Genomic DNA, 12897 nt, shown 5'->3' with positions numbered 1-12897 from the left:
TCAACTGGACTTGATTCAACTAGTCTTGATTAGGCGAGCTGGAATGGGCAAGCACTCATGCCACTAATAGCGGATACGGATGCGTTTATGCGTATCCCTGCCCTGCCCAAGCGTGACGGTGAATTGATGGCTGGCGATGGTTTGCCGGTTGCCGGTCTGGATACGCACCCGCCACTCGCCTGTTGTGAGATTGGTTTTATAGGTATAGCCGCGATACCCGCTGTCACGTCCGCCAGTCAATGAAAACCCTGGAGTGGAGACACTCACCCACTGGTCACCCTGCTTTTTCTGCCAATCATGTACCAGATGGGTTTTGAGGCCTTGTGGCGCAAAAATGGCAGAAAAGCATACCAGCCGTTGTCCGGGCTGCAAGTAAAAATGGTCGGTATCCACCCGCCAAAACTGCCACCAGGGCGACTTTTCTACCGTCATCCAATAGCCTTGTGGTGACTTTTCCAGATCGTAGGCCACCACCACAGCTTGCTTGACCAAGGGCACAGGCGGAATCATGTCTTCCCGGTAAGCCAGCATGAGCAACCCGGCAATTGCCCACACCGGCCAGATTCGGCCTCTGTGATGCGGTGCGCGCTGGTAAAGCACATAAGTGATGGTCGCCCCGAGCAAGGTACTCAGGTAAAACCAAGCCGCATGCACGCTGCCAAACAAAAAGGGAAAGGCAAAGTTACACCACAGGATGAAACACAGGCCGAACATACTCCAGCACAAGCTCAGGCGCCGATACTCACTCTCTAAAAACTCATTCGCCACCAGCAAAGCGCCTAACACTAGCGTGATGATCCAGGCCAGGCCGTCACCGGAGCTTTTGAAATACAGAATAAATAAGGCACTTAACAGACTGCCGAACAAAAACTGCAATATCCAGTATGGCCAATCGTGCACTGGCCAGCGCGTGACTTTGTGCTGTACCCATTGGAAGCTCAACAGCCGCTCGCCCAGCCGCCGGATGGAAGAAGAAGGTTCGGCCAACTGGTACATGAGAATAGCGGCCACCAGCAAATACAAGGCAAAAATGATCATGTCGGACATCGCGACTTTTTTGCCTATGGTAATCGCGTCCCAGACAAAGCCGCCGATAAAAAACACTATCGGCAGCGCCATGCGGCTACGGGCGAGCCAACGTGACCATCTTGAAAGGGCTGGCGCTTGATCAGTCATCATTCATTACACTTTCCACATCTGTCATCAGGCAGCGTTTTGTATCAGGGCGGTATTTTGCGCATGCGCTGCACGAAACACAATCTTATTTTGCGCGTTTGAAAAGTAAACTTACTTTGATAATCAAACCTTGCCTGTTAAACTTTAAGTTATCTTAAGAAAAAGCCGTTAACTATCAATAAAGTTAAGTTTTTCTCTCACTAATCATTGGCTAATACCCTGATATCCCATCAAACATGCGAACCCTAGTAAAGCAGTTGGTGTACAAAGTAAGCGAGATCAAATCTGTCAGTTATGAAACTGAGCAGGCACTGATCCGCGTGCTTTTTGTCAGCATGATTACGCTTTACTTGCTGATTAATCGCAGCAGCTATGAACCCGTATTGTTGTGTCTGATTTATCTGGGCTTTGGTTTTCTGATGTTGTATAACATCTTGCGCAACCCGGCCAAAAACGAAAAACGGCAATGGACCGCCATGGTGATGGACATCACTGCCACCTCGCTAGAGCAAATGATCTCGGGGGCGATGGCCGGCGTATTTATCGGCATTTATCTGTGGCTGATTATTGGCTATGGCTTGCGTTATGGCACCAAGTTTTTCAAAGGCTGCTATATGCTAAGTCTGGTGGGCTTTAGTCTAACCTTGTATTTAAACCCTTATTGGATAGAACACCAGCATCTGGCTTATGGCTTTTTGCTGACGCTGTTACTGATTCCACCGCATGCCCTACGGTTGCTGGTGAGCCTGGAAAAAGCCACCAAAGAGGCTGACCAGGCCAGCGAGGCAAAGACAAACTTTCTGTCGAATATCAGCCATGAAATGCGCACACCGCTCAATGGCATTATTGGCGCCAGTGAACTGCTGGCACAGACCAAGCTTGACCGCAAACAAGCCGAATTCTTGAATATGGTTGGAGCCTCAGCCAGCAGCCTGAAAAAGCTCATCAATGACGTGCTCGATATCAGCAAGATTGAAAAAGGTAAAGTCGATCTCGAAGAGATTGCTTTTTACCTGCCAGACTTGATCAACCGCTTGCACCTCGTGTTTCAACTTGAAGTGGAGCGCAAGCAACTCTGGTTGAAGTTCAATCTCGCCAATGAAGCGGAACGGCACTTTTCTGGCAGCATGCATCATCTGGAGCAGATATTGACTAATTTGATCGCCAACGCGATTAAATTCACGCAGCACGGTGGCGTCGAGATCACGGTCAGTGTCCAGGAACAGTATGCCAACCGCAGCCTGTTATGTTTCCGCATCCAGGATAGCGGCATCGGCATCAAGGCAGAAGCCTTGCCTTTTATTTTTGACAGTTTCACCCAGGCCGATAGCAGCATCACCCGGCGTTATGGCGGCACGGGATTGGGTACGACGATTGCCAAGCAACTGGTTGAGGTCATGGGTGGCAGCATTAGCGTCAGCAGCAAGGAAAATGTAGGCACAGTGTTTGAGGTCAGCTTGCCCCTGACCCACGCAATCGCGCCCAGTGTTGACAGGAGCACCGAAATCAACCTGGATAACGCCTCCAATGTGGTGCCGTTAAGTAGCCACACCCGATTCCGCAAAAAAATCCGTGTGCTGATTGCAGATGATAATGTGGTCAACCGGATGATCCTGAATGAGACCCTGCAAAGAATGCACTGTGTGGTGAAATCCGTGGACAACGGTGATGCCGCGCTTGATATGCTGGAGCAGCATCAGTTTGACCTGATGATCCTGGATTACAACATGCCGGAAATGAATGGCCTGGAGGTGTTCAGGATCTATCATGCCTTGCCGGGCAGTCAGCCTATCCGTACCGTGATCCTCACCGCCGATGCCACCAAAGCCACACAGGATCGCTGTTTGCGCGCCGGGGTCTATCAGGTATTGACCAAGCCAGTGGTGTCGCGCCAGATTCAAACTTTGGTGGAAGCCATTACAAGCACGCTGGACACGCAAGCAGGCGCAGAGGCGCTTGCCGTCACCACAGCCGCTTCGAAAAAACGTGGCAAAGCGCAATCGCCAGCAGATGCGCATCCCTCGGCAACCGCAGAAAGTATCCCGACCATTGCACCGATGACCGAGCCGCTGCTGGATCAAGACCGTATGGCGCACTTGCTCAAGCTCGGTGGCAGCGAGGCGTTTTTAAACAAACTTATCCGCGAGTTTATTGAGACAACAGATGACCTGGTCCGCGACTTAGGCAAGCAATGCATGGACCTCAACTTTGCTCAAGTTCATACCCTGGCGCACAGCCTGGCTGGGGAATCCGCCAACATGGGCCTGATTCCATTGAGCAAGCACAGTCGTCGCCTGCTGGGCTTAAACATGAAGGATGCCTCGACCATTTCCCTGCTATATCAGGCAGTTGCAGACTGCTACGAAGAAACCCGTGGCCAGCTTATGCAACAGCGAGACAAGCTTTCATCCAAGCGGTCAAAAAAATAGCTAGTGCAAGCGCCAGGCATCCCCAAATATCAAGCACACGCTTATTGGTTCACAACGCGGTCATGCACGAAGAACGCCTCACTTTCAGTGGACGGTGTCAGCACAGCTTCTCTCTGCTGATCTGCAGGCACTGGCTGAAATAAGCGTGACTGCGCACGATAAAAACGGTCCATCACTTTCAAGTCGCGCTCACTGAGTTGCAAGGCATTTTCAACCCAAAGCTGCACAATCGCCGTCAATTCATCATAGCTTAGCGGATGAATTTTTTCCTTGGCTTTTTGTGCGGATAAAAACCCTGCGGCATGTTTATTGTTTTTATCGATAAAGGTGCGTACGGCCTGCTCGCCTTCCCCTTGCTCGACCACCATATCGATCAACCCCATTTGCAGGCACTCTTCCGCGCTATAGCGCTCGCACCCCAAAATCATCTTGTCAGCCACTGCCATGCCCGCTTTGCGTGCAATGAGGCTGTAAGCGCCCATACCTGGAATCATGTTGAAGAATAGCTCGGGAAAGCAAAACACAGCCTGTCGCTCTGCAATCAACACATCACTGGTTAAAGCCGCTTCTATGCCTGCCCCTAACACCTCACCTTGCAGCAGTGAAATTTTGGTGACATTGGCCAGTTGAAAGCGGAAAGCGCGTTGTGCCACCACGTCTATACTGAGTCTGGCATAGGCCTCCAGTTGCGCCCGGTCCTGTTGGCGGATGGCAGCAGCCATCTTTTGCAGATCGCCACCCATATTAAAATAGCCGGGCGTGGCAGAGGCAAATACCGAATAGCGGATCGGCAATGACGCCCCGTTCGCGGTCTCAACATAACCGCCACTGCGTTCGATATCATGGTGGTGCGCATGCAAGTCCAGCAACAAGGCGTGATTGATGCACGGAATCCGTTGCGGCTGAGAAAGATAAGTCCACAATGCCTGCGATTTTTCATCATAACGGCAGTACACCTGGCCGTAATCATGAGCAAGCAAGCGTTGTTGAGGGAGGTAAGGCAGTGTTTGTTCGCACGATTTCATGGGTTTCTCCTTGGATATTGGCAACCTGTTAAACCAATGAATGGCTGTGCTAGCCGCAGCCATCATTGCTTACAGCCAATACATCATAATCAAAACAGATCACCTGCGAATATCGCCGTTACCGCTTTTACAGTTGCAAGCAAATGTGCGGCTGGAAAAACAACAGCAGAAAACAAAAGAACGACGCTGATAAAAAACAAAGGGGGCTTGCACCCCCTTGTTGTACTTGAAGATTAAGCCCTTATACCGTTTCTTTGATCGGAATAATCTTTTTACTGTTTTCCAGTGAGGTTGCATACTGCGTCATCTGATTGAAGTTGAGATATTTGTATATCTCGGCAGTATTGGTCAGCTTGCTGCCCAAGGTGTCCATATATTCCTGCATGGTCGGCATGCGCCCCAGCTTGGCGCACACCGCCGCCAGCTCGGCAGAGCCCAGATAGACGCGAGCATCCTTGCCCATACGGTTATCAAAGTTACGGGTAGAGGTCGAGAACACGGTGGCCTTGTCCGCCACGCGTGCCTGGTTACCCATGCAAAGCGAGCAGCCTGGCACTTCGGTACGGGCTCCTGCCACCCCAAAGGTGGAATAAACGCCCTCGGCACGCAGTTGTGCTTCGTCCATGCGGGTCGGTGGGGCAATCCACAAGCGGGTTGGGATGCCACCTGCGCCTTCAAGCACCTTGCCAGCAGCACGGTAATGGCCGATATTGGTCATGCAGCTACCGATAAACACCTCATCAATCTTGTCCCCCACTACGGCTGACAAGGGCTTGATGTCATCCGGGTCATTCGGGCAGGCCACCAATGGCTCTTTGATTTCGTTAAGATCAATTTCGATTACGTGGGCGTATTCGGCATCACTGTCAGGCTGCAACAGCTCCGGTTTTTCCAGCCAGGCCTTCATGCTGGCAATCCGGCGCTCCAGCGTGCGTGCGTCGGCATACCCGTTTTCGATCATGTTCTGCATCAGCACGATATTGGAATTGAGGAATTCGATCACCGGCTCTTTGTTCAGCAGCACCGTGCAACCGTTGGCGGAACGCTCCGCCGAGGCATCAGCCAATTCAAACGCTTGCTCGACCTTGAGGTCAGGCAAGCCTTCAATTTCAAGCACGCGGCCGTTAAACACGTTTTTCTTGCCCTGCTTGCCGACGGTCAAGGCTCCTTCCTGAATGGCCGCATAAGGAATCGCGTTCACCAGGTCACGCAAGGTGATGCCTGGTTGCATTTCACCTTTAAAGCGCACCAAGACCGACTCAGGCATATCCAGTGGCATCGCCCCGGTTGCTGCGGCAAAAGCCACCAGACCAGACCCGGCCGGGAAGCTGATGCCAATCGGGAAACGGGTATGCGAATCACCACCCGTACCCACGGTATCCGGCAGAATCATACGGTTGAGCCAGGAGTGGATCACGCCATCGCCAGCGCGCAGACTGACACCGCCACGGCTGGACATAAACTCTGGCAGCTCGTGCTGCAACTTGATATCAACCGGCTTTGGATAGGCCGCGGTATGGCAGAAGCTCTGCATCACCAGATCGGCACTAAAGCCCAGACAGGCCAGCTCTTTGAGCTCGTCACGCGTCATGCCGCCTGTGGTATCCTGAGAGCCAACGGTGGTGGCTTTAGGTTCGCAATAGGTACCTGGTCGCACACCCATGCCTTCAGGCAGGCCACACGCACGGCCCACCATTTTTTGCGCCAGCGTATAGCCTTTGCCAGTATCTTTGGCAGGCACCGCTTTAATAAAGAGATCGGTCTCACCCAAGCCCAGCGCTTTGCGGGCATTTGAAGTCAGGCCGCGGCCAATAATCAGCGGAATGCGGCCACCGGCGCGCACTTCATCCGCCAGGGTAACCGGGTTCATTTCAAATGTGGCCAGAACCTCGCCCGCTTCAGACAACACTTTGCCTTCAAACGGCTTAATGACAATCACATCACCCGTATTCAGTTTGGAGACATCACATTGAATCGGCAAGGCACCAGAGTCTTCAGCCGTGTTAAAGAAGATAGGCGCAATCTTGCTGCCAATCACCACGCCGCCCGTGCGCTTGTTGGGGATAAACGGAATATCGTCGCCCATCCACCATTGCACTGAGTTGATGGCAGATTTGCGTGAAGAACCTGTCCCGACCACATCGCCTACATAAGCCAATGGCAGGCCTTTTTGCTTCAGGTCCTCAATCACTTTGAGGCCATCAGACATACGGTTGACCAGCATCGCCTTGGCGTGTAACGGGATATCGGGACGGCTCCAGGCATCTTGCGCCGGGCTCAGGTCATCGGTGTTGGTTTCACCATCCAGCTTGAACACCACCACTTTGATCTCATCTTTGAGCGCTGGCTTGCTGGTAAACCATTGTGCCTCTGCCCAGGCTTGCATCAATGTTTTGGCATGCGTGTTACCGGCCTTCATTTTGGCATCCACATCATGGAAGGCATCAAACATGAGGATGGTCGTGGACAAGGCCTTCACGGCATGCGCCGCCATGGGCGTATCCAGTAAAGCCACCAGTGCCTGCACGTTATAGCCACCCAGCATGGTCCCCAGCAGCTCAACGGCTTTTTCAGCGCTGATCAAGGGTGAGCTGGCCTTGCCATTGGCAATATCGGCCAAAAAGGCCGCTTTGACGTACGCCGCCTGGTCTACACCGGCCGGAATGCGGTTTTCAAGCAGATGCACCAGCAAGGCTTCCTGCCCGGCTGGAGGAGACTTGAGTAACTCAACCAGGGCGGCCACTTGCTCAGCGTTCAGGGGTAAGGGAGGAAGGTTTTGCGCAGCGCGCTCTTTTACGTGGGTGTCGTATGCTTCTAACATGATGTGTAGGCTCTATTTAATAAATCAAATTTGGGCAATAAAACGAAAATCGGGGAATGGGCCGGTATTAACCACTGGCCGCGAGGCATTCTTTTGATTTGATTATAATGCACTCCCTCCGCCAGAATGTTAACTGCTTGTAACATTCTGGCAATTGATCAAAATGACAGCCGTTGTCAGCATCAAAACAACACTACGAACGCTGTCAGCGTGTACTGTCTCCGTAAAGTTGCTTGGCAAACGGGGTACTGCAGCTTTTGCCAGCAGCAGAGGACTCCCATTTATCGAGCAGTTCTTTCTGATAGCCCTTGCCATGTTGCTTTTCCAGGTAGGCACGTACCTCAAACACATCGGCAAAACCATTATGGTCGGTATCCATTAACGCCACCTGGTCTTCCAGACTCGGTCCGGCATATTTGCCAGTGCTATCCGTAAAATACTCCAGGGCAGACTCTGCGTACGCTTGCACAGTCAACATCATCAGCGCAACGGCGCAACACATGCTGACACCTGTATTTGCTTTTAATCCTTTTATCATACTTACCCCCATTCTGACGCTTAGTAGTATGACGTAGTGTTTAGCAAATCGTGCGCATGTTCTGTGATGGAAAGCACATTAAACCGCTTTGAGCGCAATCTTCTTGCGCCAGAGGGCTGGGCCGCTCTTGTGCGCAGAATCGCCATCGGCACTCACTGCCACCGTCACCGGCATGTTTTCCACTTCAAACTCATAGATGGCCTCCATGCCTAAATCTTCAAATGCCAACACGCGCGCATGTTTGATGGCCTTGCTGACCAGGTAAGCCGCACCACCAACCGCCATCAGGTAGACCGACTTGTGTCTGGCAATCTCAGTCAGCGCTTCGTCACCGCGTTCAGCTTTACCGATGGAGCCAAGCAAGCCGGTGTTCAGCATCATGTCGGTATAGCTATCCATCCGAGTGGCGGTGGTCGGGCCAGCAGGGCCTACCGCCTCATCGCGCACGGCATCGACCGGGCCGACGTAGTAGATAAACTTGTTGGTGAAATTCACCGGCAAGGGCTCGCCCTTGGCCAGCATGGTTTGAATCCGTTTATGCGCGGCATCACGACCGGTCAGAATCTTGCCGGTTAGCAACAGCGTGTCGCCGGTTTTCCAGCGCTGGGTTTCTTCGCGCGTCAGGGTATCCAGATTGACGCGCTTGGCTTGCGGACTGGGTGCCCAATGCACATCAGGGTAAACCTCAGGGCTGGGCGGGGTCAGCACCGCCACCCCTGAGCCATCCAGCGTGAAGTGCACATGTCTGGTGGCGGCACAGTTGGGGATAATCGCCACCGGCAAACTGGCTGCATGGGTGGGGTAATCGAGAATTTTCACATCGAGTACCGTGGTTAAGCCACCCAAACCCTGTGCGCCTATGCCTAAGCGATTGACCTTCTCATACAACTCCAGCCGCAACTCTTCAATGCGGTTTTGCGCGCCTCGTGCCTGCAACGCCTGAATATCGATCGGCGCCATCAATGACTCTTTGGCCAACAACATGGCTTTTTCGGCGCTGCCGCCTATGCCTATGCCCAGCATGCCTGGCGGACACCAACCTGCGCCCATTTCCGGCACCACTTCGAGCACCCAATCGACAATGCTTTCATTCGGGTTCAGCATCGCCAGTTTGGACTTGTTCTCGGAGCCGCCACCCTTGGCTGCCACCTGCACTTCGACCTTATCCCCTGCGACCATTTCCACGTGGGTAATCGCTGGCGTATTGTCTCTAGTGTTTTTGCGTGTCCCGGCCGGATCGTTGACGATGGAAGCGCGCAGCGTATTGTCAGGATGCAGATAGGCGCGGCGTACGCCTTCATTAACCATGGCTTCCAGCGTCATGTCGCCTTCAAACCTGGCATGCATGCCAACCTTGATAAAGGCCACCACGATGCCGGTATCCTGGCATAACGGACGCTTGCCTTCGGCGCACATGCGTGAGTTGGTCAAAATCTGGGCAATCGCATCCTTGGCTGCCACCGATTCCTCGCGTGCATAAGCCGCGGCCAGTGCCCGGATGTAGTCTTCCGGATGATAGTACGAGATATATTGCAAGGCGTCGGCAATACTCTCGATAAAGTCTTGGGTTTTAATCAGGGCCATGTTCTAGGTCTCTCAGGCGGGCGTTTTAGCGCGCATTGCTTTTCTGATAAGCAATGGCAGGACTCACATCTTTACGCAAGATTTTACCATTTTTGGTGCGTGGGAACTCCTTGGCCAGGTAGACTGTTTTCGGTGCTTTATACGCCGCCAGATGCTGCTTGCCAAAGACCATCAGGTCTTCTGGCGCAATCTCGGCATCCGGTTTGGGGATCACATAAATCACCACCAGCAGTTTGTCTTTTTCAATCTCTTCGCCGACGGCCGCGCAATCTGCCACGGCCGGATGGCCTTTATAGACGCGCTCGATTTCATACGGCGAAACGCGGTAGCCAAAGCTCTTGATAATGTCATCCTTACGGCCCAAAAACCAGAGATAGCCATCGGCATCATACTTGGCGTAGTCGCCGGTAAAGAAATAGCCATCATGCTTGTATTTGGTGGTCTCTTCCGGCAGGTTCCAGTAATTCAGGAACAACCCAGGATCATTATCCGGCACGCTGATCATGCCCTCCTCGCCTTCGGCCACCGGCTCCCGTGTGTCGGGATTGAGCAAGACAATCTGGTGCCCAGGTTGCGGAAAACCGGCAGAGCCCGCACGAATCGGCCGATACACACTTTGTGACAAATAGTAGGAAAACTCACTCATGCCTACCGCTTCATAAATATCCAACCCAAAACGCTCACGCCATTGCGTTAACACTTCGTCCGACAAATGCTCGCCCGCACTCATATAGTGACGCACACTGGGAATATCTGCCTGTATAGCGGTGGTTTTTTGCAATAACTGGCGGTAAATGGTCGGGACACCAATAAAGATGGTGGCTTTGTGTTTGGCAATCAGCTCCAGCCACTTTTGCGCATCATTTTTGCCTTCATGCACAATCACGGTTTTACCCAGGTATAACGGGTCCATCAGCCCAGTGCCCAGCACATAGGTCCAGTTAAACTTACCGGAGTGCATGATGCGGTCTTGCATGCTGTCACTATAATTAAACCAGTATTTGGCGGCTGGCTGGCGCCCCAACAAGGCACGATGCGCATGCAACACGCCTTTAGGATAGCCAGTCGTACCTGAGGTATAGACCAAATAAGCCGGATCTTCTGCCCGCGTGGTATAGGCGGGCGCTGCGTCAGTCACATTCGCCAGGGCTGCCTCCAGCGATACGACATTAAACCCATCCACGGGCGAGACCTCCCCGGATAACTGTGTCAGCAAGACATGCTTCAAATGGGGTGTTTGCGCGATATTCTGCTGCATTTTGGCAGACATCGCCTGCCAGGCGGCCGCGTCAGTTATCAGGACCACGGCGCCGGAATCCTTGGCCAGATAAGCCACCTCTTCTGCAGTGAGCAAAGTAGACGTCGGCACGGAAATCGCCCCGGTTTTCATGGTGCCGAGAAAGGCCGTCGGGTAATCCAGGCTGTTCGGCAGGCGAATAAGTACCCTGTCCCCTGGCTTGACAGCCAATCCACGCAACACCTGCGCAAAACGGTCTGTCCTGGCCGCCAACTCGGCAAAGGTGATGATGCTGGTACCAAAACTGTCATCCTCCACAATCATGGCAATTTCATCCGCCTTGGCGGTGCCTAAATGGCGGTCACTACAAGCCACCCCGATATTGAAAAACTCAGGGATGTCCCATTGCCATTGTGGATAAGGGGCTAACTGTGTCATGTTCAAACCTTTCCAATCACTCTATGCACGCATGGTTGATGCGATGCTGTTATATGCATTTCTTTTGAAAATGCTTTTTAAATCTTCAATGACGCTTAAACGCTCATCAATGAGCGAGCGGGATGAAGCACAAGGCGCACGGAACACAGAAACCGGAATGTACTAAAAGTACATGAGGATTTCGAGTACCGCGCAACGCCGTGATTCGCCCGCGCAGCCATTGATTTAAAGCAGAATGCCGTAGGGCCAGTTTTGGCGTACTACCTGCGCCGGCATCAACTGCAGCACATGCAAGGCAAACTCCATATCGCTGACCTTGAGCGCGCGCAAGGCATGCGCTCTCAGCAAAGTTTGCAAGGCCTTACCAAACATGGGTGGATCCAACATCTCGCCTTCAAACTTGATCGCCCCACCCAACAAGGCATCGGCTTCAATCGCCGCTTTCAAAATCGCCACCTTCTGGTTGATCTCGGTAGGCGATGGCGTGTAAGCGGTTTTACACAAATGAATATGCCCGGGATGGATCACCTGCTTGCCGGTCAGGCCCATGGCCGCTTCCTGGCAAGCGTGTTTGTACACCACGCGCGACTCGTTATCGCCATGCAAATCCAGCCAGCGACGCACGTCGTGCGGCTCGACAAACTTATCTGGCATGATATTGCTGCCAATCAGCGTTTCCACACCGCCAATCACACCTTTACCGGCGATCCTGGCTTCAAAAATCAGCTGGTTAATAAAATAGAACAGCTCTTCTATCCAATGCTCGGGGGTGATATGAATCCCCAGTGCTTTGGAGAAGTCATGAATACCAAACACCACATGTTTTACAGTGTCGTATTGCATCAGTTCTGGGGCAATCTTGAGCGATTTCGGGTGTTCGATAATCGGCTGTATGGTGATTTGCGGGTTGATACTCAACAAAAAGCTAGACAGATCACGCACCTCGGCGGCACCGTAGGATTCACCCGCCTTGGCCAGCATGACAACATCAATAAATTCGCCCATGTCGCGTACCAGCTTCATGTCTTCTTCGTACTCATCGGTACGGAAGGAGTTGGCGCGGATGGCAATGGTGACGCGCTCATTGACCTTGCGCAGTTTGGGCAGCTCCTGCCGCAGCAAGGTGCGGCTCATTTCTTTCTGCCGACAACCATCTTCCAGGTCAAAAATCAGCGTATGCGCATTGGTAAAGTGCGCATGCTTGACCATGCGGTTGGCCGCCTGCTCCATGTCTTCATAAATGCCCAGGCTGGGCGCATATTTCACTGGCGGGTAATACAACTGTATGCCTGGCCAGTAATCCCCCAAGGCACTGGCATCCAGTGCAATCGGCTCTTCTCCCATATGCTGAATCATCTGGTTTCCTGTTCTGCCGTAGGTCGGCTCGCACTCAATTTTTGAAGAAGGGCTGCCATAGGCTTGAGGTCTCCAGTCGGGGCTTTTACGCCCTGAATCAAATCCCAAAACACGTTATCTGGCAGTTCAAGCAAGGCATCCAGTTGCTCCATTTCTGCCAGTGTCAGGCTGCCAAATTGCTCACTGACAAAGCGTTGCAATACGATATCGAGTTCCAGCATGCCGCGGCGGCAGCGCCAGGTCAGTCGCCGCTGCTCGGCGTCACGTAAAATTTCAGCATTCAGCATGGCTTC

10 protein-coding genes are annotated in these 12897 nt (G+C 52.7%); 2 read left to right on the top strand and 8 right to left on the bottom strand.

Annotated elements, in window-relative coordinates; translation table 11 throughout:
* Positions 1 to 63 precede the first annotated feature (63 nt).
* On the bottom strand, positions 64 to 1179 hold the full coding sequence (locus tag GOC95_RS00115) for a DUF2914 domain-containing protein (RefSeq protein WP_275354876.1): 1116 nt from the start codon (positions 1177 to 1179) through the stop codon (positions 64 to 66).
* A 233-nt stretch (positions 1180 to 1412) separates the two neighbouring features.
* Here GOC95_RS00115 and GOC95_RS00110 point away from each other — a divergent pair, with 233 nt between their 5' ends.
* Positions 1413 to 3605 (top strand): ATP-binding protein, encoded by a 2193-nt coding sequence (locus GOC95_RS00110; RefSeq protein ID WP_275354874.1) that lies wholly within the window; start codon positions 1413 to 1415, stop codon positions 3603 to 3605.
* A 41-nt stretch (positions 3606 to 3646) separates the two neighbouring features.
* Here GOC95_RS00110 and GOC95_RS00105 read toward each other — a convergent pair whose 3' ends face one another.
* The 5 genes from GOC95_RS00105 to GOC95_RS00085 form a co-directional block, all read right to left on the bottom strand.
* A complete protein-coding gene (locus GOC95_RS00105; protein ID WP_275354872.1) occupies positions 3647 to 4630 on the bottom strand; it encodes a crotonase/enoyl-CoA hydratase family protein in 984 nt (327 codons plus the stop codon).
* Positions 4631 to 4871: 241 nt separating this feature from the next.
* Positions 4872 to 7451: a bifunctional aconitate hydratase 2/2-methylisocitrate dehydratase gene (gene acnB, locus GOC95_RS00100; protein WP_275354870.1), complete on the bottom strand. Its 2580-nt coding sequence runs from the start codon at positions 7449 to 7451 to the stop codon at positions 4872 to 4874.
* A 205-nt stretch (positions 7452 to 7656) separates the two neighbouring features.
* Positions 7657 to 7953 carry a hypothetical protein gene (locus GOC95_RS00095; RefSeq protein ID WP_275356363.1) on the bottom strand — a complete coding sequence of 99 codons (297 nt, stop codon included), beginning with the start codon at positions 7951 to 7953 and terminating at the stop codon, positions 7657 to 7659.
* Between the two features lie 114 nt (positions 7954 to 8067).
* Positions 8068 to 9573: a fumarate hydratase gene (locus tag GOC95_RS00090; RefSeq protein WP_275354868.1), complete on the bottom strand. Its 1506-nt coding sequence runs from the start codon at positions 9571 to 9573 to the stop codon at positions 8068 to 8070.
* A gap of 25 nt (positions 9574 to 9598) precedes the next feature.
* Complete coding sequence (locus GOC95_RS00085) at positions 9599 to 11248, bottom strand: acyl-CoA synthetase (RefSeq protein WP_275354866.1); 1650 nt, start codon at positions 11246 to 11248, stop codon at positions 9599 to 9601.
* Here GOC95_RS00085 and GOC95_RS00080 point away from each other — a divergent pair.
* Positions 11247 to 11414: a hypothetical protein gene (locus GOC95_RS00080; RefSeq protein WP_194746970.1), complete on the top strand. Its 168-nt coding sequence runs from the start codon at positions 11247 to 11249 to the stop codon at positions 11412 to 11414. The two genes, GOC95_RS00085 and GOC95_RS00080, sit on opposite strands and share 2 nt — an antisense overlap.
* A gap of 59 nt (positions 11415 to 11473) precedes the next feature.
* Here the strand turns inward: GOC95_RS00080 and GOC95_RS00075 are convergent, their stop codons facing one another.
* Positions 11474 to 12604 (bottom strand): aldolase/citrate lyase family protein, encoded by a 1131-nt coding sequence (locus GOC95_RS00075; RefSeq protein ID WP_194746971.1) that lies wholly within the window; start codon positions 12602 to 12604, stop codon positions 11474 to 11476.
* Positions 12601 to 12891: a succinate dehydrogenase assembly factor 2 gene (locus tag GOC95_RS00070; protein WP_194746972.1), complete on the bottom strand. Its 291-nt coding sequence runs from the start codon at positions 12889 to 12891 to the stop codon at positions 12601 to 12603. The genes GOC95_RS00075 and GOC95_RS00070 overlap by 4 nt, the downstream gene beginning before the upstream one ends.
* Positions 12892 to 12897 lie beyond the last annotated feature (6 nt).

Origin of the sequence: Methylophilus sp. YYY-1, from assembly GCF_029132825.1 — a bacterium.
In the GTDB taxonomy this organism is placed as follows: Bacteria; Pseudomonadota; Gammaproteobacteria; order Burkholderiales; family Methylophilaceae; genus Methylophilus; species Methylophilus glucosoxydans.
Note: the sequence above shows the minus strand (reverse complement) of the source record. Positions and strands in the feature narration are given on the sequence as shown.

What these genes read in the sequence shown, in the direction of transcription:
- GOC95_RS00095 (WP_275356363.1), bottom strand. Translation starts at nt 7,953, where the DNA reads ATGTGTTGCGCCGTTGCGCTGATGATGTTGACTGTGCAAGCGTACGCA.
- GOC95_RS00080 (WP_194746970.1), top strand. Translation starts at nt 11,247, where the DNA reads ATGTTCAAACCTTTCCAATCACTCTATGCACGCATGGTTGATGCGATG.
- GOC95_RS00070 (WP_194746972.1), bottom strand. Translation starts at nt 12,891, where the DNA reads ATGCTGAATGCTGAAATTTTACGTGACGCCGAGCAGCGGCGACTGACC.
- GOC95_RS00085 (WP_275354866.1), bottom strand. Translation starts at nt 11,248, where the DNA reads ATGACACAGTTAGCCCCTTATCCACAATGGCAATGGGACATCCCTGAG.
- GOC95_RS00105 (WP_275354872.1), bottom strand. Translation starts at nt 4,630, where the DNA reads ATGAAATCGTGCGAACAAACACTGCCTTACCTCCCTCAACAACGCTTG.
- GOC95_RS00090 (WP_275354868.1), bottom strand. Translation starts at nt 9,573, where the DNA reads ATGGCCCTGATTAAAACCCAAGACTTTATCGAGAGTATTGCCGACGCC.
- GOC95_RS00110 (WP_275354874.1), top strand. Translation starts at nt 1,413, where the DNA reads ATGCGAACCCTAGTAAAGCAGTTGGTGTACAAAGTAAGCGAGATCAAA.
- acnB (WP_275354870.1), bottom strand. Translation starts at nt 7,451, where the DNA reads ATGTTAGAAGCATACGACACCCACGTAAAAGAGCGCGCTGCGCAAAAC.
- GOC95_RS00075 (WP_194746971.1), bottom strand. Translation starts at nt 12,604, where the DNA reads ATGATTCAGCATATGGGAGAAGAGCCGATTGCACTGGATGCCAGTGCC.
- GOC95_RS00115 (WP_275354876.1), bottom strand. Translation starts at nt 1,179, where the DNA reads ATGATGACTGATCAAGCGCCAGCCCTTTCAAGATGGTCACGTTGGCTC.